The following is a 26,567-nucleotide window of genomic DNA, read 5'->3' on the forward strand; positions in this document are numbered from 1 at the left end:
TGGGTGCTCCCGCTCGAGTTGCGGATGCTCTCGCTCGAGTTGCGGGTGCTCTCGCTCGAGTTGTGGACGCTCTCGCTCGAGTTGTGGATGCTCCCGCTCGAGTTGTCGACGCTCTCGCTCGAGTTGCGGGTGCTCTCGCTCGAGTTGCGGGTGCTCTCGCTCGAGTTATGGACGCTCTCGCTCGAGTTGCGGGTGCTCTCGCTCGATTATATATAGAAAAATAAGTTTTTCAAATTACTTCTTATAGCTTCCCAACCATTGAATAAATTATTCGCAAGATGAAAAAACCGACCCCCCATAAGGAGAACCGGCTTATCCTATCGTTACGCGACTACATCGTAACCTTGATCTTCAACTGCTTCGCGCATATCGGCAACTGTTACCTTCGCATCATCATAGGTAACATCCACTTTTCCAGAACCAAGGTTTACTTCGACAGCTTGTACGCCATCTAACCCTTCCAGAGCACCTTTTACTGCACTTTCGCAATGACCGCATGTCATCCCTTTTACATCCAATGTTGTTTGCATAATTTACAACTCCCCTTTTTAAAAATATAATAGTTAGAGTCAACTAACCTTCTGTGGGGGAAACCGCCCCACAGAAGGACGTTTCCATTATTCCCCGTTGCTAACCGTCCGTAAAATTCCTTACTTTACGCTTGCCTCTGATTTTTAAGTGCGTCGGAATTACGGACGGTAACAACCCGATAAGTTCAACTTACCTTTTGTGGGGAAACCGCCCACAAAAGGAAGTTTCCCTATATCTTCACTCGCTTCAGACGAAGTGAGTTAGACACAACACTAACAGAGCTTAATGCCATGGCACCGCCGGCAATCCATGGTGCTAACAGTCCGACAGCAGCAATCGGAATGCCTGCACTATTGTAGGCAAATGCCCAGAACAGATTTTGACGGATATTACGAATCGTTGCTTTACTAATCTGGATTGCCTTTGGAATCAGCAGCAGTTCACCGCCAAGAATTGTTACATCCGCAGCTTCAATCGCAACCTCCGTTCCCGTTCCGATAGCAATTCCGATGTCGGCGACGGCAAGTGCAGGTGCATCGTTAATCCCATCGCCAACCATCGCTACTTTCTTATCCTGCATTTGGACTTCTTTTACTTTATCCGCTTTTTCTTCCGGTAAAACTTGTGCAATAACCTGATCGATGCCGACTTGACGTGCGATTGCCTGTGCCGTCCGTTCGTTGTCACCTGTCAGCATCACCACTTCAAGCCCTTGCTCATGAAGCTGTTTAATGGCGCTAGCAGCAGTATCTTTCACGGTATCGGCCACTGCAACAATTCCGCGGAGTTCCCCACTAACTGCGATCAGCATAGCGGTTTTGCCGGCTGATTCATATCTTTCCAAATCAGCCGCGGCTTCTACTGGGACACCGTGTTCATTCATCAGTTTGCGATTTCCAACCAGAACTTCATCCCCGGCAATCGTGGCTTTAATACCGTGACCGGGTATCGCTTCAAATGCATCAGCTTCGGTCGTTTCCACGTCATTCTCCGCGGCATACGCAACAATCGCTTCCGCCAGCGGGTGCTCGGATCCTTTTTCTGCACTAGCCAGCAGCTGCAATGTTTCTGTATCAGCCGTAAAGTCGGTCACTTCCGGTTTACCTTTAGTAATGGTACCGGTTTTATCCATAATGACCGCATCTAACTGATGGGTACGCTCCAGATGTTCACCGCCTTTAAACAAAATGCCTGTTTCAGCTGATTTTCCTGTTCCGACCATAATCGACGTTGGTGTAGCGAGGCCCAGCGCACATGGACAGGCAATAACGAGAACCGCAATCGCCGCGACAAGCGCTGGCTCGAAGGCACCCGGCTGCACAAAAGCAATCCAGATAATAAATGTAACGAAGGCAATCCCAACCACAATCGGAACAAAGTAGCCGGAAATCACATCCGCCAGCCGCTGAATCGGTGCTTTGGAGCCTTGCGCATCCTCCACCACTTTTACAATCGAAGCCAGCGCGGTATCTTTTCCGACTTTGGTGGCTTCCATTTCAACCGTACCATTTTTGTTCATAGTCGAACCGATAACATCGGATTGGACATCTTTTTCAACCGGGATTGATTCACCAGTGATCATCGATTCATCAACTGACGTTTTCCCTTTGACAACTGTGCCGTCTACCGGAAATTTTTCGCCGGGTTTGACCAAGAGATGGTCACCGACAGCGACATCCTCGACTGGAATCATTTCTTCCTTGCCATTTCGAATGACACGAGCCTGTTTGGCCTGTAAATCCAGCAATTTCGACAAAGCAGCCGTCGTTTTGCTTTTTGCAGTTGTTTCCAGATATTTTCCAAATAGAATGAGTGTGATCAAAATGGCGCTCGTTTCAAAATAGAGATGCGGTTCATAACCTGGATTGCCAATCGTCTTTATTGCTTCATATAAACTGTAGAAGTATGCTGCACTTGTACCAAGCGCAACGAGCACATCCATGTTGGCCCCGCCATTACGCAAGTTTTTATAAGCACCAACATAAAATTGCCAGCCGATGATGAATTGAACCGGTGTCGCCAACGCAAACTGGAACCACGGATTCATCAGAAACGATGGCACACTGACACCAAACAGATGAACCAGCATCGTTAAAAGAAGTGGTGCGGCCAGTAAAGCAGACGTGATCAATTTCGTTTTCATCTGTGTTATTTGTTTTTCTTTTGCGCTTTGCTTATCTTCGTCTTCGGTCCTCACGTTCGCATCATAGCCGAGTTTCTGGATTCGTTCGATAATCTCGGTTTCTTCCATCAGGCCTGGATTATATTCTACAGCAGCACTTTCGGTTGCCAAATTGACACTCGCCGACTTGATACCGCTTTGTTTGTTCAAAACCTTTTCAATCCGGTTCGAGCAGGCGGCGCACGTCATGCCATAAACATCGAATTCCGCTTGTTCCGTCTGGACACCATAGCCAAGTTTTTCAATCCTGGCCGTTATATCATCAATGGAGGCTTCAGATGGATCATAGTCAACTGCTGCTTTTTCGGTCGTTAAGTTGACCTTTGCATCTACTCCATCCATTTTATTTAAAACTTTTTCAACCCGATTCGAGCAGGCAGCACAGGTCATCCCTGTTACACCAAGTGTTGTGTGTTCCGATTCGCTCATTGTTTATCCCCCCCTACTTGGAAAACTGCTTCAGAACCTCCATTAATTCATCAATTGCTTCATGTCCTTTTCCGGTCTGTACCGCATCACTGACACAATGCTTCGTGTGCCGTTCAGCTACGGAAAATCCGACCTTTTTCAAGGCAGCATTGATCGCACTGATTTGAACTAATATATCCACACAATACCGGTCCTCTTCAACCATTTTTTGAATACCCCGCACTTGTCCTTCAATCCGTTTCAACCGATTGACGACAGCGTCTTTTTCATCTCGTGTGCGGGGTGTTACCGGATGGTCATGCATGTATTCATCCAACTGCCTCATCTCCTTTCCTTTCCTAATTATAGGATACCCCCCTTGCGTATATATGTCAACAGATAATATTCTATAAATTAACTTTGCATAACAAAGAACGAATATAAAAAAATCTGTTTACCATCATACCCATACAAGGTATAACATAGTATCCATCATAACGATACAAAATTGGACAACTGACGATAGGAGCTTTTTCAATGACCATTGGACTGCTTTTCATAATTGGACTTTGCAGCCTGCAAACAACGGCAATTATCTTTTATGTTGCCTTTTACCGGCAATGGGTCACAACGATGTATGGGATGATGATTGCCATGGCAGCAGGAATGGCTGTGGGATTTTTAGGCGGGACAATCCTTGGTGTTTTCCTTCATGGCAATTTATTTGCTTCAACTGTATACGCCATTCTGATCGGTTTGACAATCGGCTTTATAACTGGAATACCTGTTGGACTGCCTGCATTAATTGACGGAATGCTTTCCGGAATGATGGGAGGCATGATGGGGGCTATGCTTGGGGATATGGTGGCCATGTCCAGACCCGATGAAATCATGACAATAATGGGATTAATTGTGACGATGATTTTACTGTTAGTTCTGTATACGACGGAAGACATCATTCGTAAACAATCCGGACAAGCTATTTTTTCTTTCCTCCGATACCCTTTTTTTACCTTAATATTAATTGCTGTTCTTTACTTTGGGTTACATTACTTTCAATTCGTGCCATTTGGCATTTCTCACTAAATTTTTGCCTAACACGAAACATGCCCTATAAGACGCGTATCTTCAGGGCATGTTTTCGTTATGCTTTCAATAATTTCGCGTTAATAGCAACAATGACCGTGCTCAGGCTCATTAGCACTGCTCCAACGGCAGGGCTGAGAATGATACCGACGGGCGCGAGAACACCAGCCGCAAGCGGGATAGCAACAATGTTATAGCCGGCTGCCCACCACAGATTCTGAACCATCTTCTGGTAGGTTTTACGTGACAGTTCCATTAGGGACACAACGTCATTCGGATTGCTTTTGACCAGGACAACGTCAGCTGATTCCATGGCGACGTCTGTACCGGCACCGATAGCAATTCCCAAATCAGCCGTTGCGAGTGCTGGTGCGTCATTGACACCATCGCCTGTCATGGCTGCTTTCCAACCTTTTCCTTTGATTGTCTTCACCTGATTCGCTTTGTCATCGGGGAGCACTTCGGCGTAAACCTCGTCAATACCGAGCTGATCGGCAACCCAGTTAGCCACCTTTTTATTGTCACCGGTGAGCATAATGGTTTCAATCCCTTTATTCTTAAGCGACGATATGGCTTCTTTTGCCGTTTCCCGAACGATGTCAGCTAATGCAATCATGCCGATCAGTTCATCGTCGAGCAATACAAATACAACGGTTTTCCCTTCTTCCGATAACTGATCAAACGTTTCCCGGTCATAAGTCATGTCATTATTTTGTATAAAACCGGGACTGACGACATTCACTTTCCGTCCCTCTATGGTTCCTTCAATCCCTTTGCCTGTTATGGATTCGAATGTCTCGATTTTTTTCAGTTCGAGATTTTGTTCGGTTGCCGAGCTGACAATCCCAGCCGCAATTGGGTGTTCGGAATTTTGCTCCAAACTTGCTGCCCATGTAAGGACGTCTTCTTTCTCATAACCGTCATTCGGTATTAATTCCGTCACGCCAAATTCGCCTTGTGTCAGTGTACCTGTTTTATCAAAAACAACTGCATTCAGATTGCGTGCACCTTCAAAATTGGCCCGGTTACGAATCAACAGCCCGCGTTTTGCCGATAAAGAAGTGGATACAGCCACAACCAATGGTGCCGCCAATCCGAGTGCGTGTGGACAGGTAATAACCATAACCGTAACCATCCGCTCCAGTGCAACATCAAAGGCATAGCCGAGTGCGAGCCAGATAAACAGGGTAATAAACCCGGATGCAAGTGCGAGATAAAACAGCCATTTGGCAGCCCGGTTTGTTAAGTCTTGTGTTTTGGACTTGGATTCCTGAGCTTCCTTTACCATCGTAACGACTTGGGATAGATAGGAATCTTCACCCGTTTTCTCTACCGCTACTTTAATCGACCCTTCTTTATTAACTGACCCGCCAATCACTTCATCGTCTTTTTCTTTTTCAATCGGTACGGATTCACCGGTGAGCATGGATTCATCAATAGCCGATCCGCCCTCATAAATGGTGCCATCGACCGGTATTTTTTCACCAGGTTTGATCAGTACGTAATCGCCTTGTTGCAATTCTGATGTCGGAACGTCGGTTATATCCTCATTTTCATCAAGTTTGTGCGCTTCATTCGGCATCAGTTTAACCAGTTCTTCCAGGGCGTTTGATGCACCCATGACCGATTTCATTTCAATCCAATGGCCGAGCAGCATAATATCAATTAATGTAGCAAGTTCCCAGAAGAAATCGCTGCCTTCCCAGCCGAAAACAGTCATCGAACTGTAAACGTAAGCAACTAAGATAGCAAGGCCAATCAGTGTCATCATGCCTGGATTCTTATCTTTAATTTCGCTGACGCCACCTGTTAGAAAAGGCCATCCGCCATAGAAAAATATAAACGTTGCGAGCACGAACACAATGTATTGGTCAAATGGAAAACCCCAGTCGACGCTCACAAAACTTTGCAGCGTAGGAGATAAAATGAGAATAGGGATGGTTATGACAAGAGATATATAAAACCGCTTCTTAAAGTCATTCACCATATCTCCGTGGTCATGATGGTCGTGACCGCCGTGGTCATGACCCCCATGGTCGTGATGGTCACTATCACCGTGATGACTATGTCCGCCTTGATGATGATTGTGGTCATGTTCGTGGCTGCTGTGATCATGTTGTTTAGGCGCCTCATGATTATGATGATTGTGCTGTTCATGGTGCTTGCTATGTTCATTATTCGCCATACCAATCACTCCTTTCCACCATGCTTTTCGTTCTATTAATACAATACCCTAGTACCGTAATTATTAATCATATGATGGAAAATCTTCCTATGACAGCAATTCCTGTGGGTGTTTTATAGTGCAAGCTGATACCTGTTTTCGGATGCATAAGAAAACAGGGTTATTTGCTCAAGATAGCCCTGTTTTTCTGTTAGGGGGATAAAAACAGACATTCATTTACATTGTGCTTATGCCCGATTTTGATAGACAGTTTATTACGCATTCGTATCCCTCTTTCAAATAGCCTAACAATTTTCTATTATATACTACACATGTCCAGAATTCATGCAGACGCCTATAAATGATTTTGCACCACAAAACATAAAAAGCCATAAACTTCTTTTAGTACAGAGTTCATGGCTCAAGTGTGTGTAATAATGGAAGGCAAAACACCGATTATCTGTTTTTTCTTGGTTCGTACATCTTTTTACTTCTCTACGTCGCCATCCCAGGCTTGCATACCACCGTCAACATTGGTCACATCATAACCTTCATGTTGAAGAAATTTACTCGCTTTGCTACTGCGGCCCCCGGAGCGGCAAACCATGTAGTAATGGTTGTTTTTATCCATTTCATCTAAACGCTCCGGAATTTCCCCCAGTGGAATGTGTTTGGCACCAGGAATTTTACCCTGTGCTACTTCGTCATCTTCACGTACATCGATCACATGGACGTTTTCCTTATTCTCGATTTTTTGAGCTAACTCTTTCATATCGATTTGGTTCATTCGTTATCCCTCCTGCGTTTTATTATATATATTTCCTCAAATACTGCCATTTATGGACCGTTCCAGTCTGCGAGAATTTTCATAGCAGCAACAATAACCATGATATCACCTCATAAGAAATTGTAGTTCAACAGGATGATTTTTAAAAGAAATCCATCCAAATTTTAATCGCGGTTCCCAAAATCAGAACAGCCAAAATACCTTGCAGAATTTTCGTATTCACACGTTTACCCGCGTTCGCACCCAATGGGGACGCAATCAGGCTGGCAATAATCATAATAACGGCGGGAATAAACAGTATCTGCCCTGTCATAACTTTGCCGGCAGTGGAACCGATTGACGAAATAAACGTAATCGCAAGCGATGATGCAATCGTCATGCGTGTCGGTATTTTCAGGACGAGCAGCATAATTGGCACTAAAATAAATGCTCCTGCCGCTCCCACGATACCGGCACCAATTCCGGTTACAAACGCTAAGGCTGCGGCAAGCCACTTGTTAAATGTGACTTGATCAAGCGGGATATCGTCCATTTGCTTCTTGGGAACGAACATCATAACAGCTGCGATTGTTGCCAGTACACCATAAACAAAGTTGACCCCGCCATCCGTCATAAAACGCGACCCATAGCCGCCAATAAAGCTTCCTATCAAAATACTAATACCCATATAAATAATGAGTGTTTTATTCAAATATCCGCCTTTGCGGTATGCCCAGACACCACCGATGGTTGCAAACAGAACCTGTACAGCGCTGATGCCGGATACCTCGTGTGCCGAAAAGGCTGCTAACCCCAGCATAGGCGGGATATACAACAGCATGGGATACTTAACGATAGATCCGCCAATACCCACCATTCCAGAAACAAATGAACCAGCAAAACCAATCAGAAAAAGAACGATAAGAAAAACGAGACTATACTCCATATAAACCTTCCCTCCTAAAAGAAGGGGACCCCTGTATGAGGGGTCTCCATTAAGCTTTTTTAATCCAGAATTTCAGGATGTCGCCTTCTTCTGCTTCATCTACCAGTTCATGGCCGCCTGATTTGGCCCATGCCGTCAAATCACTTTTAGCACCTTTGTCCGTAGCATGAACTTCCAAAATATCGCCTGTGTTCAATTCCTCTATCGCTTTTTTTGTTTTCACAACAGGCATTGGACATGCCATACCTGTTGCATCTAATACTTTTGCTGCTTCCATCATCATTTCCTCCTCATAGAGGTTGTTCAAGAAGTTATCCTCCTTTTGAACACTCACTCATAGTTTATTGTTTTGAAATCTTCCTTCTATCCTGCTGTCATCAGGATTAATCCTTACATTTAGCCATGGACTGCACAACGGTTTGGTCCAATTTCCATTTCACGCTGCTTTTCATCTTCCGGATTCATTTTACCCATGTTGGTTTGCCGGATATTTTCATATTCGTTCGGCTGCGGTGGCAAGTTTTCCGTAACCATTTTCCGGAATTCATTCTCATCATCCACCTGCAAACCTGAGTTCCGCTTATACAAATCACCGAGACGTGCTTTGACACTGCCGTCATCGCCGAGTTCTTCCACAAATGAATAGTGTGCAGGCAATACAACTAAGTCATCAGACAGCTCTTTATAACGGCTGTACAAGGTATCGCGAAGGTCGCCTACCCAGTCCTCCGCTTTTCCGGCCAGGTCAGGACGGCCGATAGATCTGACGAACAGAATATCCCCTGTCAGCAAGTACTGATCATCAATCACGAGCGATGTGCTTCCAATCGTGTGTCCCGGTGAGTATAACGGCTGTACTTTGACCGTTGTGGCGCCAACGGTGATGTCACTTCCTTCTTCCAAAGGTGCATAGTCGAATGTGACCTCTTCCGCATCTTTAGACGGCAAATGATACGTTCCACCTGTCTTCTCAGCGAGCTGACGGCCACCGGATATGTGGTCAGCATGCAAGTGCGTGTCTACAGTATGCTTGATAGTGACGCCTTTTTCCTCAGCAAATCGTTCATACATGTCTGTCATCCGGTTTGCGTCAATGACAGCCGCCTCGTTTCCTGAAACCGCCATATAAGACAGGCAGCCTTTGCCAAGGCGGACAAATTGATACAGACTTCCGCCGTCACGCAAATCAGCTATTTTCACTGGTTCCAGATGTTCACTCCAGGCTTTCATGCCGCCTTCCAAATCATAGACATTGGTAAAGCCTTCTTCTTCCATCATCTCGGCGACCATTTTGGATGAACCGCCTTTAGCACAAAGGACAATGACTTCCTGGTCTTTGTTTATTCTTTCAGCGACAGCATCAACACCATCAAGCAGGTTAAAGTATGGCTCATTGATAACATCCACACTGTCCCCTTCAATTTTCCAATCATCAAATTCATCCGTATTCCGGACGTCAAGAATCAAGGTATCTTCCCGGTTTACAACGCGACGAGCAAGTTCCTTTGTTGTTATGCTTTGTGACATACTCCATTGCCTCCCTTTCATTAAAATGTCAGTGACATGTCGGCATCTTTGGCAAACTCAATGAAAGATGCCGCTCCACCTACTTCAATGCCGTCAACAAAATCATCTTTTTCCAGGTTCATAACATCCATCGTCATTTGACAGCCAATCATCTTTACCCCCATCTCTTGGGCCATTTTCAATAGCTCACTGATGGATGGAACATTCGCTTTTTCAAATCCTTCCTGGAAGTGTTCTTTTCCTTCCGGCAGCGGCAAGTTTTTGTGTGCTTCCTTATGAATTAGGTTGAGCCCCTCAAATGTGAAGAAGATACCAACCTCTTTATCCGATGCTGCAGCAGCCGTAGCGATGTTGAATACTTTATAGGCATCAAACATGCCGCCGTTTGCTGCAATTATTGCTACGCGTGTATTGTTTTGGCTTTCCATGTTCCATTCCTCCTAAAAATTACTTCGTTGATTGTTCAGTTGAGCCATCCCAGTCAGCCATACCTGGTACGACATTCTTTACGTTTTTGAATCCTTTGTCAGAAAGCTTTTGTGCGGCCAGGTCGCTGCGGCTGCCTGTACGGCAAATTACATTAATTTCGTCTGCATCTTTTAGTTCATCCATACGTTCTTCTAATTCACCGAGCGGAATGTTAATAGCGCCCGGAATGTGATTGAAGGCATACTCAGCATTTTCACGAACATCGAGAATTGTGACAGCTGCCTCACCATCAACTTTTTGGCGGAATTCATTCAAATCAACGACATCTTCGTATTTGGTCTCTTCTTTTGATTCATGGTCACTTGCTTTGCGCAAATAATGCTTCAGCACCTCATCCTCTTCAACCGTACCAAGGTATTGATGACCTGTACTTTCCGCCCATGCCTTGATATCGGCCGTGGATCCTTTATCGGTTGCCTGCACTTCCATTACTTGCCCAGGCTCGAGATTGGTAATAGCTTTTTTCGTTTTGACAATTGGCATCGGACAAGAAAGTCCTTTCGCATCCAATGTTTCATTTGCTGTAATTCCCATAACAATCACCTCCTGTTACTTTTCTACGTCTTCGGTCCAGGCAAGCATCCCGCCGTCAACGTTTGTGACATCGAATCCCTGATTTTCAAGGAATTCACTGGCCTTGCCACTTCGGCCGCCTGAACGGCAAACCATGTAATAATGGTTGCTTTTATCAATCTCATTAAGACGTTCCGGAATCTCTCCCAGCGGGATGTGTTTAGCACCAGGAATTTTGCCTTGTGCTACCTCATCATCCTCCCGCACGTCAATGATATGGAGATTTTCCTTGCTTTTTACTTTTTCCACTAATTCTTTCATGGCAATTTGTTTCATCATTTGTCCCTCCTAAGCTTTGTTTTATATTCCCCAAAAGGAATAACTGTTATCACATTTTACGGTAAGGGGTATATAAAAATTAAATAAATAAACTTATATTTCCTTCTTCTGCTTCCCCAACGTAAGCAGCCACGCCACCGTAATCAATATCATCAAGAAGCTCTTCTTTCTGCAGTCCAAGCAGATCCATTGTCATGGTACAGGCAATCAATTTAACATCCTGTTCCTGTGCCATCTCAACCAATTGTGGCAGTGGCATAGCATTATGCTTTTTCATCACTTTCTTGATCATTTTTTGACCCATGCCCAGGTAATTCATCTTAGAAAGACTCATTTTATCTGTCCCTCGTGGCATCATTTTCCCAAACATTTTTTCCATCAACCCTTTTTTGACTGGAACCTGATTTTCCTTGCGCAATGCATTCAGCCCCCAGAAGGTATGGAAAATAGTGACCTCATGATCATAGGCTGCCGCTCCATTAGCGATAATATAAGCAGCCATTGCTTTATCATAATCACCGCTGAATAAGACGATGGTGGTTTTCTTTTTCTCTGACATATTCATCCCCTCTCCTTTGGTACGAGTTTTCCATATCATTTAACAAATACATATACCTGTACGGGTATATAAACAAGCAATAAAAAAAGGTTAGCGATAATCACGTAACCTATATAACACCTTAAAAGAAGATCTAGCTTTTGTCAACACCTTTGTTTATCTACTTTTGACAAGTAGGTTGACCGCCTCTTTGATGAGATCCTCGGAGTTTTCGCCGTCCTGTTTCTCTTCACGGATGCATTGCTCCAGATTCTGGCTGACAATCAGCGCAGCCGTACGGTCAAGGGCATTTCGAACCGCAGTCATCTGTGTGACAACATCGCGGCATTCCTTCTCTTCTTCCATCATTTTCATCAGCCCTCTGACTTGTCCTTCAATACGTTTCACACGGTTTTTTACGTCGGATTCATATTGCATGCTCATGTCACTCCTTTCCTTCGTTTCTCATCATGTGATACCCGATAACGTTTATACGCTTCTGTTTCAAAAAACGTGCGCCTAAGTTTTTACCTTCATAATCGGAAGCGACAATAACAACCTGTTTATCAGTTGGTAATTCATGAATATATCGCTTCAAATAAGGGAGTGGAAGCTGATATGCACATTCGATCGGATCGCGGCATGACAGCTGATAGTCCCTCATATCGACAAAAACAACATCGTTACTATTATATGATACCGAATGTAACGGCATATTTCCAATACCCGCCACCGGAATATAGCGGCGATAAACAAGCACCAGTACAAACAATAGAATTAAAATCAATGCCAGTGTCATGTGCCTCTCCTCTCAAATCGACTGACACCATCATATACCCCCATGCGTATATTGTCAATAGGCGCTTTAAAATACATCCATAACCTAAGGAATTTCGGGCACTCATAACACCGATGAGCGACCTTTTTCGGCGAGTTCGCCCGCTTTCGGGCACTCATAATACCGATGAGTTACCTTTTTCGGCGAGTTCGGCCGCTTTCGGGCACTCATAACACTGATGAGTTACCTTTTTCGGCGAGTTCGCCCGCTTTCGGGCACTCATAACACCGATGAGTTACCTTTTTCGGCGAGTTCGGCCACTTTCGGGCACTCATAACCCTGATGAGTTACCTTTTTCGGCGAGTTCGCCCGCTTTCGGGCACTCATAACCCTGATGAGTTACCTTTTTCGGCGGGTTCGCCCGCTTTCGGGCACTCATAACCCTGATGAGCGACCTTTTTCGGCGTGTTCGCCCGCATTCGGGCACTCATAACCCTGATGAGTTACCTTTTTCGGCGTGTTCGCCCGCTTTCGGGCACTCATAACACTGATGAGTTACCTTTTCCGGCGTGTTCGCCCGCTTTCGGGCACTCATAACACTGATGAGTTACCTTTTCCGGCGAGTTCGCCCGCACCGATGAGTTACCTTTTTCAGCGAGTTCGCCCGCATTCGGGCACTCATAACTCGGTTTGCAACAAAAAAGCAGGTGTTTTTCTAATCGGAGGATACCTGCTCCCTTCAATTCACTCATGTTTGACGAAACCCTTTCGACGTGCTATCTTTTGATGGTGATAACTCAGCATAATTAGCTAAACATAAATGACACTCTCCTCTTTATATACCCCCTTACCTACCTCTTCGGAACACAACAGCATTTCTATAAAGAAGGGATTTTTTATGACGATACAAGATGAAGTAAATAAACGAAAAACATTTGCCATTATTTCACACCCGGATGCCGGGAAAACCACCATGACAGAAAAACTTCTGCTATTCGGGAATCTGATCCGTTCAGCCGGTACCGTCAAAGGGAAAAAGTCGGGTAAATTTGCTACGTCTGACTGGATGGAAATCGAAAAACAGCGCGGTATTTCCGTCACCTCCAGTGTGATGAACTTCCCGTACGAAGGCTATCAGGTTAATATCCTGGATACCCCCGGCCACGAAGACTTCAGTGAAGATACGTACCGGACACTTACTGCTGTGGACAGTGTTGTTATGATTATCGATGCAACCAAAGGTATTGAAGCACAGACACTCAAATTGTTCAAAGTATGTAAAATGCGGGGAATTCCAATTTTCACATTCATTAATAAACTGGACCGGGAAGGCCGCGAGCCGCTTGAGCTACTGGAAGAAATCGAGGAAGTGCTAAATATTGAAACATACCCGATGAACTGGCCAGCAGGTATGGGCAAACGGTTTTTAGGAACGTTTGACCGGTATGGTAAGCAATTTATCCAGTATAACGGAAATGAAGAAGAAAGTTATATCCCATATACAGAGTTGGAAAAACCGGAACACGAGGAGCTTGTTTCCAACGCAACCTACCAGGCTGCCAACGATGAACTGGCACTTGTTGAAGAAGCGGGCGACAATTTTTCACTTGATGCTGTTTTAGCCGGCGAACAGACACCGGTCTTTTTTGGCAGTGCACTAGCGCCATTTGGTGTTCAGACATTTTTCGATACATTCATTTCGATGGCACCATCACCAGCACCGCGCAAATCAACGGAGGGCGTTATTTCGCCGGATAACCCGGACTTCTCCGGATTTGTATTCAAAATCCAGGCCAACATGAACCCGGCTCATCGTGACAGGGTCGCCTTTCTTCGGGTCTGTTCAGGAAAATTCGAGCGCGGAATGAGTGTCAAACTGGCACGTACCGGTAAACCGATTAAGCTTGCGCAGTCCCAGCAGTTCGTGGCTTCTTCAAGGGATACAATCCAGGAGGCATATGCCGGAGATATTATCGGCATTTATGACCCGAATGCCTATCAGATTGGGGACACACTGCTGGAAGGGAAGAACCTTTTCGAATATCAGGAACTTCCGCAATTCCCACCGGAGCAGTTCCAGCGTGTTACTGCCAAAAACGTCATGAAAGCCAAACAATTCAAAAAAGGTATCGAACAGCTCGTCCAGGAGGGTGCCATCCAGTTATACAAACACTACCGTTCCGAATCGTATATTTTGGGGGCAGTCGGCGAGCTGCAGTATGAAGTCTTCCAGTATCGGATGAGGAATGAATACAATGTAGAGGTCGCACTCGAACCAATCGGAGAGCGGGTTCCACGCTGGCTGAAGCACGAGCAAGTAGATCCATCCATGTACGACGAGCGCAACATGCTTGTCCGGGACCGTTCTGACAATTATGTCGTCCTGTTTAAAAATGAATTTTCCATGAACTGGTTTAAAGATAATCACCCGGACATTGAACTGATTGACCTATTTGACGTCAATCAGTACGACCAGACAACTTAACAGCTTCACCCCGGACACACAGGATTTCCGATGAGATATTCTGTGTGTCTTTTTAGTGGATTGAGACGAGATGCCGGATAACAGGGGCTGACCGGTTGATAGTTGGCGGCGACGGGGTGATAGTCACCGTGGACCGGTTGATAGTTGATTACAACTGGTTGATAACCGCGTTAACCGGTTGATATCGACCATAAACGGGTTGATAGTCGCCATTGTCCGGTTGATTTCCTCCCCTATCCGGTTGATATCTCCAGCATCCAGCTGGTATTCGAAACGAAATCGCCTCCCCCACTAGCGAAAAACCTTTATCATAAAGTGAAACTTCAATGCGTGATAAAATTAAAGCGGCCACCCCAAGGTCAGCACCCAGGAGCGACCGCATCAGCATCAATGCCGGTTCTGATCAGTCAGGAAAGTTTCCCGGCTGTTCATTTCATTAACTTGTTGTCAGAATACCGCTTTCCCTTACTGCGATATATTCCGGCCGTTTTTTACCGCCGGAGAATGGTTCGGCCAGACGGTTCTGTACACTATTATACACCATGAATAAATTGTTGCGCGGATACGGCGTGATGTTACTCGTTGATCCGTGCATGGTGTTGCATTCAAACAGTGTAATCGAACCTGCTTTCCCGGTTGGCACGGAAATGCCGCCTCCTGTTTCGGCGAGCCAGCGCAAACTGTCTTCATCCGGAACACCGACTTTTTGTTTTTTAAGTGACTCCTTATAATTATTATCCGGTGTTTCCCCAACACAGCTGACATAATAATTCTGGGACCTCGGTATAAGCATCAAAGGCCCGTTAAACGTATAGTTGTCGGACAGTGCAATGGACAGGCTGACGGCCCGCATCCTTGGCATGCCGTCTTCTACATGCCATGTTTCAAAATCAGAATGCCAATCGAATTCCTTCCCTTTGAAACCCGGTTTATAATTAATCCGGGACTGATGTATATAGACATCGCTTCCCAGCAGATGGTTGACGATGTCGAGTATCCGCTGATCGTTTGCTACGTCTTTGAAGTAGTTGTCGTCCTTATGCACGTGAAAAATAGAACGAATGTTATCACTTTCCGGTTCACGGATTACTTTATCGGAAGTGACATCCCTGTTCGAATCCTGCAATTCAAAAATGGCTTCCTGCATACCTTTCACTTCTTCATCGGAGAAAAAGTTTTCAATTTGCAAAAACCCATTTCGTTCGTAGGAATCAAGCTGTTCTTTTGAAACAGGGGCCTGATTATCCTGGGATCGATCTGTGTGTATCACAGGATCCTTCCGTTCCAAAATTTCCGGCTGGTCCTTTTTTCTTGAAGGATAGAGATCTTCCATTCTAACACTCCCCCTTTTTTCACTTTTGTTGGATCTATTGTTCAGTTCCCTGGTAAGCCGGGAAACTTCCCTGCGTATGTAAAACGACACCTTTCTCTAAAGTTTAAAACTAATTTCCTAATTTAAAAATAATTACCAATTGCCCTGTAATAACAAAGTGTACTATGATAAGCTTATTTTTGCAAATTTCCTTAAGTAATCGCGCATGCGATAAAAAACTGCCCAGGCCGATTGGATTCACACGATACAACCTGGACAGTCCGTCTTTTCATTTAGGACCAATTTTTCTCTTTATCCTTTTTCAATGCTTTATAAAAAGAAGCAATCATTAGCAGCATAATAAAAGAAAATGGCAGTGCTGCTGAAATTAGCGCATTTTGCAATGCCTGTAGTCCACCTGTATATAGCAGAACGGCTGCGATGGTGGACTGAGCCAGCCCCCATGTGAATTTCACCTTTGTCGGCGGCGACATGGATCCGTTGGTCGTCTGCATGCCCAGAACAAAAGTAGCTGAGTCGGCAGAAGTAATAAAGAATGTACTAATCAAGAGAATCCCCAATACGGACAACACCATGCTCAGTGGAAATTGATCAAACATCGCAAATAAGGCCTGCTCTTTAGGTAATCCAGCAATATCCGCGCCATTATTTTGTGCTTCAATACCGGAAACACCGAACGTGGAAAACCATATAAAACTAACAACGGTAGGTACAATTAACACACCGGATATGAACTCTCGTATCGTGCGTCCTTTTGAAACCCGCGCAATGAATATACCAACAAATGGCGCCCAAGCAAGCCACCAAGCCCAGAAAAACACAGTCCAATCAAGCACCCATTGCCGCTGGTCTTCGTCGTTAGGCGCCAATCGGAAACTTTCCCGAGGCAATTGCTGGATATACTCCCCAACCGTATCGATTAATGAATTGAAAATATATAGTGTCGGACCAAGAATTAATGTGAACAGGAATAGTGCCGCAGCTAAGCCCATATTAGCATTACTCAAATATCTAATGCCCTTGCTCAATCCGGTATATGTCGAAATCATAAATAAAACAGTCACAATCAGAATAATAACCAACTGTACCCAGAAGGAAATCGGTATATCAAATAGATAAGCGATACCGCCATTAATTTGTGTCGCACCAAACCCAAGTGTCGTAGCAACCCCAACAATGGTTGCAAAGACGGCGATAACATCAATAACTTTACCGGCGAACCCTTTCATGCTTTTACCAAACAGAGGCTCCAGTGACGCACTGACCAACCCCGGCTTTTCATGGCGAAACATAAAGTAAGACAATACCAATGCAATAACTGCATAAATGGCCCATGCATGAACCCCATAGTGAAAGAATGTAACACGCAGGGCCTCTTCCATCGCCTCCGTTGTACCAGGTTCAGCCGTCGGGGGGTGTTTGGCATAATGGGATACCGGGGACGCGACACCATAGAATACAAGCCCAATTCCCATACCAGCACTGAATAGCATAGAAAGCCATGACGAATAGCTGAACTCCGGCTTTTCCCCGGCCTTCCCCAGTCTGATTTTGCCGTACGGACTAAACGCCAAATACAAGCAAAATAAAATAAACAGTGTTACAATCAGCAAATAGTACCAGCCGAACTTGTCAGATATATACCCCATCACCGCGGCCGAAATATCTTCAAACTGACCCGGCGCAACAACCCCCAATATAGATAAACCAACTGTAATGGCCAGCGTAATCCAAAAAACAACCGTCACCTTTTTCATAACACCTAAAACCTCCTGATAAAATAATTCCCTGCGAACATCTCATGCATCATTAGTTTTTCATTGTCCCGCCATTCTATACAACGGGACGTGGTCCATTGTCCAACTGTCCGTCCATGCAGATTATTTGAATTGCAGGGCAAATGACGTACACTGTCATTAGCATAACGGAAAGAGGCATGACATCTATGAAGCACGTATACAGCGACGTTATCCAATACAGAGGAACCCATTACAACTTTGGTTATATGCAGGGTGACATGCTCAAGCATTCCCCTATCCTGCCGAACCGTCAAAAACTATGGGGACCCAAAAAAGATCGTCACTTCCTGATCGATGCGAAAACCGCGCAGGAATTAATTATGCAATTTGCCCCAGCCATTTGGGACGAACTGCTTGGTCTCCGTGACGCACTCAACATGACAATGGAAGATGCCATCCGGGAATTTGGAGGATACTATTTGGAGTACGGCCTTAGTGGATGTTCCATTCTCACCAGCTCCGATTACATGATACGCAACTATGACAGCCATCCGGCTTCCTACGAAGGGCGGTACATGATATTCCAGCCGTCCGACCGGGGCTATGCTGTCATCGGCCCGTCCATGCAGATCACCGGCCGGATTGACGGGATGAATGAAAAAGGTCTCGTGATGGGCTATAACTTTACCCACCGCAAACAAGCCAGTGATGGTTTTCTGTGCAATATGATTGGGCGAATCACCCTCGAAACATGTGCAAATGTCCATGAAGCCATCGCTTTATTGAAAAAAATCCCGCATCGCCACTCATTCAGTTATGTTCTATTAGACCGAAATGGAGAATCGTACGTCGTGGAAGCTTCACCAAGGGAAGTTGCAGCACGGAAATCCAATGTTTGCACAAATCACTTTCATCTGTTGGATAAGGAAAACCGTTACCGCCAGGAAGACTCCCGCCGACGGGAGGAAACCATTCAAAAGCAGCAGCAGCACGCAACGGATGCCTATCAGGCTTTTAGGATCATGAATGATACAGATAAAGACGTTTTTTCAAAAAAATATGACGCATCGGCCGGCACACTCCATACAGCTGCTTACTTCCCGAACCAGATGAAAGCATGGTTTGCGATGGGATCGGACCGCAAGCCGGTTATTTTTGATTTTGCGTCGTGGCTGCAAGGAGAAAAAATACATGCCACACGGATCAAGGGCGAACTTGATCATAAATCACCATTTGTGAACATGGAATTACTGTAAACGCTCCATATGGCACCTTTATCTTGAACAAACTTTCACTGATAAAGGTGTTTTTTACCTGAAAATACTGCATCCACCTTCCCTGTAATTTCCCAAAATATGTTAGAATAGTTATATTATTTTGTTGAGAGGGGGATTATATTTGGCTGAAAGAATATTAGCTCTTACTGATTTAACGATGAACTTGGGTGGCAAACGTGTCTTGAATGGCATCAATTTAGATGTATACCAGGGACAGATTATTGGCTATATTGGCCCTAATGGTGCAGGGAAAAGTACAACTGTGAAGATAATGCTTGGCTTAATGGAAGATTATCAGGGAACGGTAGAAATTTTTGGGCAAAACATCGCAGCCGGTGACCATACATATAAGCGAAAAATTGGCTATGTGCCCGAGAACGCGGAAATATATGATAACCTCACAGCAAACGAATATCTAACCTTCATTGGTGAACTCTACGGTTTGGTCAAGGAAGAAGCCGAAGAAAAAGCACGACAATTAATGAATGAATTTGAAATGGAGAATGTATTTAATACACGGCTTTCTTCTTTCTCCAAAGGGATGCGGCAAAAGGTTTTAATTATATCAAGCCTGCTGCATGACCCTGACTTACTCTTTTTGGATGAACCGTTAAATGGATTGGATGCCAATAGTGTCATGATCATTAAAGAAATTCTTTCCCAGCTCGCCGCGCAGGGGAAAACAATTTTCTATTCCTCGCACATCATGGACGTTGTCGAGAAAATCAGTAACCGGATTGTACTGTTGCTGGACGGGGAAGTCAAAGCAGACGGCAGCTTTGAGGAACTGCGAGAGCAAAATAAGGAAGGAACACTGGAGGAAATATTTAATCAGCTGACAGGATTTGACGAACATAAAGATGTTGCCGGAAGTTTTGTAGGCATTGTTAATGGAGGATACAGCAATGAATGATTTTCGGTCACTGCAACTCCTTGATAAATGCCAATTTGTATTTAAGCGGCTCGGAATTGATTACGATGACCTGCGAAAAATCCTCCAGTTGAAATTAACCATGGACCAACGACGTGTTCCAACCATTTTCAACATGGAGTCATCAAAAAAGAAAGAAGGCAATCAATTTCTAAAGTCCTTATGGCTGTACGGATTTTACGGACTGATCCTGATTCCTTTTCTATTTCTGGGCGATCACTATATGCTGCAGATGAGCCTTATGTTCGGAATCATAATGTTTTTCCTGATGACATCCATGATTTCTGATTTTACATCCGTCCTCTTGGATGTCAGGGACAAAAATATTATTGGTACAAAACCAGTGAGCAAAAAAACAATCAGTGCTGCCAAAATGGTTCACGTCAGTATCTATATGACGCTCGTGACCGGAGCGCTTCTTGCCGTCCCATTCGTTGTTATGATAATCAAGAAAGGTATTGTGTTTTCGCTCCTATTTTTAGCGATTCTTGTCCTTAATGTTTTCTTTATCATTGCCCTGACAGCACTCACCTACATTTTTACACTGCAGGTTTTCAGCGGGGAACAATTGAAGGATATCATCAATTATGTCCAGATTCTTTTATCCGTTGGAATTGTTGTGGGATATCAGCTGCTGGCTCGCTCCTTTGAGATTATCGATTTAACGGTTTCCTATACGTTTAGCTGGTGGCACTTGTTTCTACCGCCAATTTGGTTCGGAGCACCATTTGAATGGTTTCTAGGGAAAAATGCATCCAGCGGCATCATCTTTTTGTCATTGGCAGCTTTATTCGTTCCGGTTATCTCCATTATCATTTACTCCCGGCTAATGTCTTCCTTTGAGCGAAACTTGGAAAAGTTATTGAATGATTCCCGGAAAAATAAAAAGAAATTAATCAGGCCTAATCAGCTGTTGGCCCGAATGGTCTGTTTCAACCGGGAAGAACGCATCTTCTTTCAGTTTGCATCCTTGATGATGAAGAAAGAAAGGGAGTTTAAATTAAAGGTGTATCCATCACTGGGAATAGCGTTTATTTTCCCATTTATCTTTTTGTTCAATTCGTTCAGTGATGGTTCATTTTCTGATGTGGGGCAAGGCAAAACGTACTTAACCATCTATTTCAGCAGTATCATGATTCCAACGGTCATTCATATGCTGAAATACTCGGAAAACTTTAAAGGCAGCTGGATTTTTCGCGCCGCACCAATTAGGGATTTGGCTTCACTTCACCGTGGGACGATAAAGGCATTCCTGGTAAAATTGTACCTGCCTATATTCATTGTATTAGGTACAGTGTTTACAGTTATTTTTTCTGTAAAAATTATACCAGATTTGGCTGTTGTGTTATTGGCGGGATGTCTGCATACAATTATTTCGTATAAACTACTGAATAAGGGGACCTATCCGTTTAGCCAGTCGTTCGAATTAGCACAGGACATGAATACAGGGATGAATATTTTACTGACACTCCTTGCGGGACTATTCGCACTCATCCATTTTATCGCCTTATCATTCAGCAATGGAATTTATATTTATCTTGGTGTGTTATTGATTGTGACGATTGTTAGCTGGTTTGTGGCTTTTCCTAAGAATAGCGCTTATCAGCTGCAAAACCAGGCATAAAAAAATTGAACGGAGCTCTTGTTGGTGACAGAGCTCCGTTTTTGAATTGGGACAGCTGTCGCTCGAGTTGCCACGCCTCCCGCTCGAGTTCCGGGCGTTCTCGCTCGAGTTCCGGCTGCTCCCGCTCAAGTTCCGGGCGCTCTCGCTCGAGTTCACCCCGCTTTCGCTCGAGTTGGGCCGCTTCCCGCTCGAGTTCCGGGCGCTCCCGCTCGAGTTCCGGCTGCTCCCGCTCGAGTTGCCACACCACACGCTAAGACCGAATGTTTCTCAGTCTGAAAATGTTGCGTCGATCATTTTACTAACGTGAATGTCCGTCGTGTTCAATAGGGCGATTTCGAAATCGTCTACCCCCAGGATCATCGGCAGTTCTGTACATCCAAGAATCAGACCGTCCAGCTGTTCTTCCTCGATCATCTGGTTCGTAATCCTCAGGAAAATTTCTTTCGTTTCTTCTTTCACAATACCATTTTCCAGTTCATCCACAATTTTTTGATGCAGCAGCTGCTGTTCGTCTTCACTTGGAACAACGATCTTTTTATTGGCCGACACAAATGGTTGTTTAAAAAAGTCATGTTCCATCGTAAATTTGGTCCCAAGCAGTCCAAGGCGCTCCAACCCCAGTTCGTCAGCCTGATCCAATGTCGCTTCCACAATGCTGATCATCGGGACATTTACTTTTTTCCGAACTTCGTCAAACACAATATGCGGCGTATTTGCTGCAACTATAACAAAATCCGCCCCGATCGTTTCCAGTTGCTGTGCCGCCCCGCCGACATAATCAGCCAAATCATCCAGCCGGTCTTCACTGATATACTGGAAAATATTATACATATTGATGCTGTTAATAAAAATCTCCGGAAGTGTCTGTTTGCTGTTCATTCGTTGCTGGTATTTTTGGATGAATGACTGATAGTAATCAACCGTGGATTCTGGTCCCAATCCACCAACAATACCTGCTTGTTTCATACTCCTCCACCCTTTCCCTAGTATTTTCATAGGAAAAATGCCCTATTACCAACATACCACATATGGCTGGAAAAAGAACAGCCATACACTGTCCAATATTCAAATCAAATAAGCATTCACTGCGATTTCTTAATCTGTTTCCAAGCTGTATAGAATAAATATTTTTTCCAATACTATGGAGAGAATCATCTATCAATCGTTTACTAGCCGCGGAAAAACTTGACAGGAAGGTGAAAAAGATGTCAGCAACAAAGGAAAAAACGGATACTATTCATCTAATTATTGAACGGCAGGAAGCTCCGGATTCAGAAGCCTATAAGGAAGAATTTACTGTGCCTTACCGGCCAAATATGAATGTTATTTCAGCCCTGATGTCCATCCGAGAAAATCCGGTAAACAAAAAAGGGGAAAAAACATTGCCCGTACAATGGGAAATGAGCTGCCTTGAAGAAGTGTGCGGGATATGTTCCATGGTAATTAATGATGTACCGCGTCAGGCTTGTTCCACACTGGTTGATGAACTGGAACAGCCCATCCGGCTGCAGCCAATGCGGACATTTCCTGTTGTGCGGGATCTCATCATTGACAGGGAAAGCATGTTTGATTCTCTCAAGCAAGTCAAAGCATGGATACCGATTGACGGCACATACGACATTGGCCCTGGTCCGCGCATGAATGAAAATAAGCGCCTGATGGCCTATGAACTGTCCAAATGTTTTACTTGTGGAGTCTGTCTCGAAGCATGCCCGAATGTCAACGATAAAAGTGAATTTATGGGGCCATTTGTGTTTCCTCAAGTACGACTTAAGAATGCCCATCCAACCGGTGAGATGAACAAAGGGGACCGGATTGAATCGTTTATGGAAGATGGCGGTCTGCAAGGGTGCGGTAATTCCCAAAACTGTGTGCAGGTTTGTCCCAAGGGTATTCCGATTACAACTTCCATCGGAGCAGTCAACCGGGAAGCCACCCTCCAATCCTTTAAAAGCTTTTTTGGAAGTGACAATTATTAAGCAGCCCTTGCCCAGGCTGCTTATTTTTCATTTATGGTTTACGTTCTATTTGCTTCTTTAAGTTCATTTGTATGTTCCCCAAGTTTTGGTGCCTGTCCATAAACTTTACCAGGTGTTTCGGATAACTTAATCGGCGTTCCAATCTGGTTTACAGTACCTAATGACGAATGGTTCATCGACTGAATCATCTCACGCGCGTTAACTTGTGGGTGCTGAACCATTTCATCAAACGTCAGTACTGGCGACACACAGGCCTCCACTTCCGAAAATAACTCAAGCCATTCAGCTTGCGTTTTCCGGGAAATAATCGTTTGAATCTCGTATTTTAAACGGTACTGTTCTTGGAGTGGCGCCCCTAACAGCGGTATAAAGTCACTTCGGCCGATGACATGGCAAAAGGCTTCCCAAAACTTTGCCTCAAGTGCGCCGACAGCAAGGAAGCGCTCATCCTTTGTTTCATAAACGGCATAACAGGCTCTGCCACCATTCAGCATTTGCTGTCCTCTTTCCGGATTATTACCACCGGACAAGTAGCTAGGGAGCAGCGTTTGGAGCCATGAAATGACTCCATCCAACATGGAAATATCGACAAACTGCCCCCTTCCAGAATCTTTCCTCTCCAATAAAGCAAGTAAGATACCAACAGTAGCCGGAAGAGCACCACCGCCAATATCAGCTATTTGTGCTGCGGGGACAACCGGTTTTTCATCTTTTTCGCCCATTAAATAAAGCAAGCCGGCGAAACTTAAATAGTTAATGTCATGACCAGGTTCATTTGCATATGGTCCGGTTTGGCCATAGCCGGTAACCGCACAATAAATGAGCCGGGGATTAACCTGCTTCAGATCGTCATAACTAAGCCCCAGCCGCTCCATGACCCCCGGGCGAAATGACTCCACAACCACATCCGCATCAGCAGCCATCCGCAAAAAGTCCTCTTTCCCTTCTGCGGATTTTAAATCAAGGCAAATGCTTTTTTTGTTTCGATTGAGTGAATGGAACATCGCACTATTCTCGTCCACTTTTGGTTCGTAATACCTGGCATAATCACCAACTGCCGGGTCTTCCACTTTAATCACTTCTGCCCCAAAATCAGCCAGCAGCATCGTACAATATGGACCTGGAAGCAGCCGGGTTAAATCAAGAACACGGACGGATGTCAGCGGCAAAACGCTCCCTCCCTTGTCTCGTCATTTTTTTATTTAGGTCTTTGCGAATGAATTATTATTACGGAAACCGCGGACCGTCCCTTCTCAATTCACTTTTTTCGGGCCATCCCAATGCATTTCTCTTAAGCGAAACTTTTGCAGTTTTCCTGTTGCTGTTTTCGGAAGTGAATCCACAAATTCAACTGCTTTAGGAGCTTTGAAATGAGCCAGACTGGAGCGACAATAGTCTATGATCTCTTTCTCTGTCACAGCTGCTCCCTCATTCAACACAATAATTGCTTTAGGTACCTCGCCCCATTTTTCATGCGGGATGGAAATAACGGCAGCCTCCACAACATCCGGGTGTTTGAACAGCACGCCTTCTACTTCGGTGGATGAAATATTTTCACCGCCGGAAATAATTAAATCTTTGGCACGATCCCGGATTTCAATATATCCGTCCGGATGCGTTACTGCCAGGTCGCCGGTGTGGAACCATCCATCCTTAATGGCTGCTTCTGTCTTTTCCGAATCCTTGTAATACCCATCCATAACGACGTTTCCACGGGTAATAATTTCGCCCAATTCTTTTCCGTCCCAGGCAACTTCTTCTCCGTCTGGATGGATGACTTTTGTTTCTCCGTTAAAGGCCAGCTCAATCCCTTGTCTTGCCTTAATGGCCGCTTGCTCATCTGCTGATTTAGAAACAAAGTCTTTTTTCCACTCACAGTAAAGAATGAATGGCGATGTTTCCGTCAGCCCGTAGACATGAATCATATTTAACCCAAGCAAATCCTGCGCTTTCTGAATAAGCGCTGCTGCTGGAGGTGCTCCGGCAGTCGCCATGCGCGGACTGGTACTGATAGATGTCTCCTTCGCTTTCGGTTCATTCACCAGCATATTTATTACTGTTGGCGCACCACATAAAAGCGAAATATTTTTGTCCTCAAACAAATCAAGAATATGCGGCGGATCAACCTTGCGCAGACATACATGAGTAGCGCCTGCAGCTGTGATAGCCCAGACACCACCCCAGCCATTCGCATGAAACATTGGCAATGTATGAAGATAGACATCATCATGACTGACGCCGAGATGATACATAAAATTGGCCGCGTTCAAGTAATTGCTGCGATGGGACAGCATCACGCCCTTCGGATTCGACGTAGTTCCACTTGTGTAATTCAATGTAAGAAGCTGATTTTCATCAATCTCAACTTCGGGTGGTGCCGCATTTTCCGGGACGTGTTCGAGGAATGCTTCATAATCCACCCCTCTTAACGACGTTTCATGCCCGTCCACTGATACAATCACAATCTGTTCCAAAGCCAGATTATCCACAATCTCCTCAATCGGGCCACTAAATTCTTCATCAACGATTAGCATTTTGGCATCGCTGTGCCGAATAATGTATTCCAAGTCTTCCGCTTTCAGACGATAATTCAGCGGCACCATCGCAGCACCAAGCTGGCTAATCCCATAAAAACACTCCAGCATATAATGCGTATTCGGCAGCATCACTGCAACATGGTCACCTTTATGAATGCCCGCCTCCTGCAATGCTATAGAAAGCCGGTCTGTCCGCTCACCAAATTCTTTGTACGTAAACTGTTTATTGTCATCAATAACTGCTATTTTTTCCGGATAATATTTGACCGCCCTGCGCTTCCAATCCAGTGGGGTTAGTGGGGAAAACATCATCATCCAACTCCTTTTTGTTTTGGGGTTCCCTATATATTCTATATTGTACGAAAATTATATATGCGATTGCAATAGTATTCATT

General features: G+C 44.7%; 27 protein-coding genes. 7 read left to right on the forward strand and 20 right to left on the reverse strand.

Going from position 1 to position 26,567, the window contains the following annotated elements:
* Positions 1–216: hypothetical protein (locus tag ACFSUO_RS01420; RefSeq protein WP_382390330.1), on the forward strand; the 216-nt coding region annotated here is incomplete at its 5' end.
* Positions 217–323: 107 nt separating this feature from the next.
* Here ACFSUO_RS01420 and copZ read toward each other — a convergent pair.
* From copZ to ACFSUO_RS01435, 3 genes are all read right to left on the reverse strand, one after another.
* Positions 324–530, reverse strand: coding sequence for a copper chaperone CopZ (gene copZ / locus ACFSUO_RS01425; RefSeq protein WP_382390332.1), 207 nt, complete (start codon positions 528–530; stop codon positions 324–326).
* A gap of 230 nt (positions 531–760) precedes the next feature.
* A complete protein-coding gene (locus ACFSUO_RS01430; RefSeq protein ID WP_382390334.1) occupies positions 761–3,142 on the reverse strand; it encodes a heavy metal translocating P-type ATPase in 2,382 nt (793 codons plus the stop codon).
* A 13-nt stretch (positions 3,143–3,155) separates the two neighbouring features.
* A complete protein-coding gene (locus tag ACFSUO_RS01435) occupies positions 3,156–3,467 on the reverse strand; it encodes a metal-sensing transcriptional repressor (RefSeq protein WP_382390336.1) in 312 nt (103 codons plus the stop codon).
* Positions 3,468–3,658: 191 nt separating this feature from the next.
* Here ACFSUO_RS01435 and ACFSUO_RS01440 point away from each other — a divergent pair, with 191 nt between their 5' ends.
* Entirely contained in the window at positions 3,659–4,207 is a 549-nt protein-coding gene (locus tag ACFSUO_RS01440; RefSeq protein WP_382390338.1) for a hypothetical protein, read from the forward strand.
* Positions 4,208–4,265: 58 nt separating this feature from the next.
* On the opposite strand, the gene ACFSUO_RS01445 is transcribed toward ACFSUO_RS01440, so the two are convergent.
* The 11 genes from ACFSUO_RS01445 to ACFSUO_RS01495 form a co-directional block, all read right to left on the reverse strand.
* On the reverse strand, positions 4,266–6,392 hold the full coding sequence (locus ACFSUO_RS01445; protein ID WP_382390340.1) for a heavy metal translocating P-type ATPase: 2,127 nt from the start codon (positions 6,390–6,392) through the stop codon (positions 4,266–4,268).
* 466 nt (positions 6,393–6,858) lie between these two features.
* A complete protein-coding gene (locus ACFSUO_RS01450) occupies positions 6,859–7,158 on the reverse strand; it encodes a rhodanese-like domain-containing protein (protein ID WP_382390342.1) in 300 nt (99 codons plus the stop codon).
* Positions 7,159–7,300: 142 nt separating this feature from the next.
* Positions 7,301–8,083 (reverse strand): sulfite exporter TauE/SafE family protein, encoded by a 783-nt coding sequence (locus ACFSUO_RS01455; RefSeq protein WP_382390344.1) that lies wholly within the window; start codon positions 8,081–8,083, stop codon positions 7,301–7,303.
* A gap of 49 nt (positions 8,084–8,132) precedes the next feature.
* A complete protein-coding gene (locus ACFSUO_RS01460) occupies positions 8,133–8,360 on the reverse strand; it encodes a sulfurtransferase TusA family protein (RefSeq protein ID WP_382390730.1) in 228 nt (75 codons plus the stop codon).
* A gap of 119 nt (positions 8,361–8,479) precedes the next feature.
* On the reverse strand, positions 8,480–9,610 hold the full coding sequence (locus tag ACFSUO_RS01465; RefSeq protein ID WP_382390346.1) for an MBL fold metallo-hydrolase: 1,131 nt from the start codon (positions 9,608–9,610) through the stop codon (positions 8,480–8,482).
* Between the two features lie 20 nt (positions 9,611–9,630).
* Positions 9,631–10,038, reverse strand: coding sequence for a DsrE/DsrF/DrsH-like family protein (locus tag ACFSUO_RS01470; RefSeq protein WP_382390348.1), 408 nt, complete (start codon positions 10,036–10,038; stop codon positions 9,631–9,633).
* A gap of 19 nt (positions 10,039–10,057) precedes the next feature.
* A complete protein-coding gene (locus ACFSUO_RS01475) occupies positions 10,058–10,633 on the reverse strand; it encodes a sulfurtransferase TusA family protein (RefSeq protein ID WP_382390350.1) in 576 nt (191 codons plus the stop codon).
* Positions 10,634–10,648: 15 nt separating this feature from the next.
* Entirely contained in the window at positions 10,649–10,948 is a 300-nt protein-coding gene (locus ACFSUO_RS01480; protein ID WP_382390352.1) for a rhodanese-like domain-containing protein, read from the reverse strand.
* A gap of 82 nt (positions 10,949–11,030) precedes the next feature.
* Positions 11,031–11,510, reverse strand: coding sequence for a DsrE/DsrF/DrsH-like family protein (locus ACFSUO_RS01485; RefSeq protein ID WP_382390732.1), 480 nt, complete (start codon positions 11,508–11,510; stop codon positions 11,031–11,033).
* A 156-nt stretch (positions 11,511–11,666) separates the two neighbouring features.
* Positions 11,667–11,927, reverse strand: coding sequence for a metal-sensitive transcriptional regulator (locus tag ACFSUO_RS01490; RefSeq protein WP_382390354.1), 261 nt, complete (start codon positions 11,925–11,927; stop codon positions 11,667–11,669).
* Positions 11,928–11,934: 7 nt separating this feature from the next.
* On the reverse strand, positions 11,935–12,288 hold the full coding sequence (locus ACFSUO_RS01495; protein ID WP_382390356.1) for a hypothetical protein: 354 nt from the start codon (positions 12,286–12,288) through the stop codon (positions 11,935–11,937).
* Positions 12,289–13,165: 877 nt separating this feature from the next.
* Here ACFSUO_RS01495 and ACFSUO_RS01500 point away from each other — a divergent pair.
* Positions 13,166–14,752, forward strand: a complete 1,587-nt coding sequence (locus ACFSUO_RS01500) for a peptide chain release factor 3 (protein ID WP_382390358.1) — start codon at positions 13,166–13,168, stop codon at positions 14,750–14,752.
* A 148-nt stretch (positions 14,753–14,900) separates the two neighbouring features.
* On the opposite strand, the gene ACFSUO_RS01505 is transcribed toward ACFSUO_RS01500, so the two are convergent.
* From ACFSUO_RS01505 to ACFSUO_RS01515, 3 genes are all read right to left on the reverse strand, one after another.
* On the reverse strand, positions 14,901–15,143 hold the full coding sequence (locus tag ACFSUO_RS01505; RefSeq protein ID WP_382390360.1) for a hypothetical protein: 243 nt from the start codon (positions 15,141–15,143) through the stop codon (positions 14,901–14,903).
* 45 nt (positions 15,144–15,188) lie between these two features.
* Positions 15,189–16,085 carry an ectoine hydroxylase gene (gene thpD, locus ACFSUO_RS01510; RefSeq protein ID WP_382390362.1) on the reverse strand — a complete coding sequence of 299 codons (897 nt, stop codon included), beginning with the start codon at positions 16,083–16,085 and terminating at the stop codon, positions 15,189–15,191.
* A 272-nt stretch (positions 16,086–16,357) separates the two neighbouring features.
* Positions 16,358–17,842: a glycine betaine uptake BCCT transporter gene (locus ACFSUO_RS01515; protein ID WP_382390364.1), complete on the reverse strand. Its 1,485-nt coding sequence runs from the start codon at positions 17,840–17,842 to the stop codon at positions 16,358–16,360.
* A 188-nt stretch (positions 17,843–18,030) separates the two neighbouring features.
* Here ACFSUO_RS01515 and ACFSUO_RS01520 point away from each other — a divergent pair, with 188 nt between their 5' ends.
* The 3 genes from ACFSUO_RS01520 (at position 18,031) to ACFSUO_RS01530 (ending at position 21,656) form a co-directional block, all read left to right on the forward strand.
* On the forward strand, positions 18,031–19,080 hold the full coding sequence (locus tag ACFSUO_RS01520; RefSeq protein ID WP_382390734.1) for a C45 family autoproteolytic acyltransferase/hydolase: 1,050 nt from the start codon (positions 18,031–18,033) through the stop codon (positions 19,078–19,080).
* A 178-nt stretch (positions 19,081–19,258) separates the two neighbouring features.
* A complete protein-coding gene (locus tag ACFSUO_RS01525; protein ID WP_382390736.1) occupies positions 19,259–20,014 on the forward strand; it encodes an ABC transporter ATP-binding protein in 756 nt (251 codons plus the stop codon).
* Positions 20,007–21,656, forward strand: coding sequence for a hypothetical protein (locus ACFSUO_RS01530; RefSeq protein WP_382390366.1), 1,650 nt, complete (start codon positions 20,007–20,009; stop codon positions 21,654–21,656). Before ACFSUO_RS01525 ends, ACFSUO_RS01530 begins: the two co-directional genes overlap by 8 nt.
* A gap of 267 nt (positions 21,657–21,923) precedes the next feature.
* On the opposite strand, the gene ACFSUO_RS01535 is transcribed toward ACFSUO_RS01530, so the two are convergent.
* Positions 21,924–22,622 (reverse strand): aspartate/glutamate racemase family protein, encoded by a 699-nt coding sequence (locus ACFSUO_RS01535; RefSeq protein WP_382390368.1) that lies wholly within the window; start codon positions 22,620–22,622, stop codon positions 21,924–21,926.
* A 239-nt stretch (positions 22,623–22,861) separates the two neighbouring features.
* On the opposite strand from ACFSUO_RS01535, the gene sdhB reads away from it, so the two are divergent.
* Positions 22,862–23,635, forward strand: a complete 774-nt coding sequence (sdhB, locus tag ACFSUO_RS01540; protein WP_382390370.1) for a succinate dehydrogenase iron-sulfur subunit — start codon at positions 22,862–22,864, stop codon at positions 23,633–23,635.
* 38 nt (positions 23,636–23,673) lie between these two features.
* Here the strand turns inward: sdhB and ACFSUO_RS01545 are convergent, their stop codons facing one another.
* Both ACFSUO_RS01545 and ACFSUO_RS01550 read right to left on the reverse strand, forming a co-directional pair.
* Entirely contained in the window at positions 23,674–24,804 is a 1,131-nt protein-coding gene (locus ACFSUO_RS01545) for a CaiB/BaiF CoA transferase family protein (protein ID WP_382390372.1), read from the reverse strand.
* Between the two features lie 84 nt (positions 24,805–24,888).
* The gene (locus ACFSUO_RS01550; RefSeq protein ID WP_382390374.1) at positions 24,889–26,481 is read right to left on the reverse strand and encodes a long-chain-fatty-acid--CoA ligase; all 1,593 of its coding nucleotides are present in this window, start codon (positions 26,479–26,481) and stop codon (positions 24,889–24,891) included.
* Positions 26,482–26,567: the final 86 nt, after the last annotated feature.

This window comes from Lentibacillus juripiscarius, assembly GCF_042685205.1.
Classification (GTDB): Bacteria; Bacillota; Bacilli; order Bacillales; family Amphibacillaceae; genus Lentibacillus; species Lentibacillus juripiscarius.

Bases quoted from the DNA above. Each gene is read 5' to 3' on its own strand.
- ACFSUO_RS01495 (WP_382390356.1), bottom strand. From the start codon at position 12,288: ATGACACTGGCATTGATTTTAATTCTATTGTTTGTACTGGTGCTTGTT.
- ACFSUO_RS01500 (WP_382390358.1), top strand. From the start codon at position 13,166: ATGACGATACAAGATGAAGTAAATAAACGAAAAACATTTGCCATTATT.
- ACFSUO_RS01455 (WP_382390344.1), bottom strand. From the start codon at position 8,083: ATGGAGTATAGTCTCGTTTTTCTTATCGTTCTTTTTCTGATTGGTTTT.
- ACFSUO_RS01520 (WP_382390734.1), top strand. From the start codon at position 18,031: ATGAAGCACGTATACAGCGACGTTATCCAATACAGAGGAACCCATTAC.
- ACFSUO_RS01535 (WP_382390368.1), bottom strand. From the start codon at position 22,622: ATGAAACAAGCAGGTATTGTTGGTGGATTGGGACCAGAATCCACGGTT.
- ACFSUO_RS01515 (WP_382390364.1), bottom strand. From the start codon at position 17,842: ATGAAAAAGGTGACGGTTGTTTTTTGGATTACGCTGGCCATTACAGTT.
- ACFSUO_RS01440 (WP_382390338.1), top strand. From the start codon at position 3,659: ATGACCATTGGACTGCTTTTCATAATTGGACTTTGCAGCCTGCAAACA.
- ACFSUO_RS01530 (WP_382390366.1), top strand. From the start codon at position 20,007: ATGAATGATTTTCGGTCACTGCAACTCCTTGATAAATGCCAATTTGTA.
- ACFSUO_RS01450 (WP_382390342.1), bottom strand. From the start codon at position 7,158: ATGAACCAAATCGATATGAAAGAGTTAGCTCAAAAAATCGAGAATAAG.
- ACFSUO_RS01550 (WP_382390374.1), bottom strand. From the start codon at position 26,481: ATGTTTTCCCCACTAACCCCACTGGATTGGAAGCGCAGGGCGGTCAAA.
- sdhB (WP_382390370.1), top strand. From the start codon at position 22,862: ATGTCAGCAACAAAGGAAAAAACGGATACTATTCATCTAATTATTGAA.
- ACFSUO_RS01460 (WP_382390730.1), bottom strand. From the start codon at position 8,360: ATGGAAGCAGCAAAAGTATTAGATGCAACAGGTATGGCATGTCCAATG.
- copZ (WP_382390332.1), bottom strand. From the start codon at position 530: ATGCAAACAACATTGGATGTAAAAGGGATGACATGCGGTCATTGCGAA.
- ACFSUO_RS01485 (WP_382390732.1), bottom strand. From the start codon at position 11,510: ATGTCAGAGAAAAAGAAAACCACCATCGTCTTATTCAGCGGTGATTAT.
- ACFSUO_RS01475 (WP_382390350.1), bottom strand. From the start codon at position 10,633: ATGGGAATTACAGCAAATGAAACATTGGATGCGAAAGGACTTTCTTGT.
- ACFSUO_RS01430 (WP_382390334.1), bottom strand. From the start codon at position 3,142: ATGAGCGAATCGGAACACACAACACTTGGTGTAACAGGGATGACCTGT.
- ACFSUO_RS01435 (WP_382390336.1), bottom strand. From the start codon at position 3,467: ATGAGGCAGTTGGATGAATACATGCATGACCATCCGGTAACACCCCGC.
- ACFSUO_RS01480 (WP_382390352.1), bottom strand. From the start codon at position 10,948: ATGAAACAAATTGCCATGAAAGAATTAGTGGAAAAAGTAAAAAGCAAG.
- ACFSUO_RS01465 (WP_382390346.1), bottom strand. From the start codon at position 9,610: ATGTCACAAAGCATAACAACAAAGGAACTTGCTCGTCGCGTTGTAAAC.
- thpD (WP_382390362.1), bottom strand. From the start codon at position 16,085: ATGGAAGATCTCTATCCTTCAAGAAAAAAGGACCAGCCGGAAATTTTG.
- ACFSUO_RS01490 (WP_382390354.1), bottom strand. From the start codon at position 11,927: ATGCAATATGAATCCGACGTAAAAAACCGTGTGAAACGTATTGAAGGA.
- ACFSUO_RS01525 (WP_382390736.1), top strand. From the start codon at position 19,259: ATGAACTTGGGTGGCAAACGTGTCTTGAATGGCATCAATTTAGATGTA.
- ACFSUO_RS01470 (WP_382390348.1), bottom strand. From the start codon at position 10,038: ATGGAAAGCCAAAACAATACACGCGTAGCAATAATTGCAGCAAACGGC.
- ACFSUO_RS01445 (WP_382390340.1), bottom strand. From the start codon at position 6,392: ATGGCGAATAATGAACATAGCAAGCACCATGAACAGCACAATCATCAT.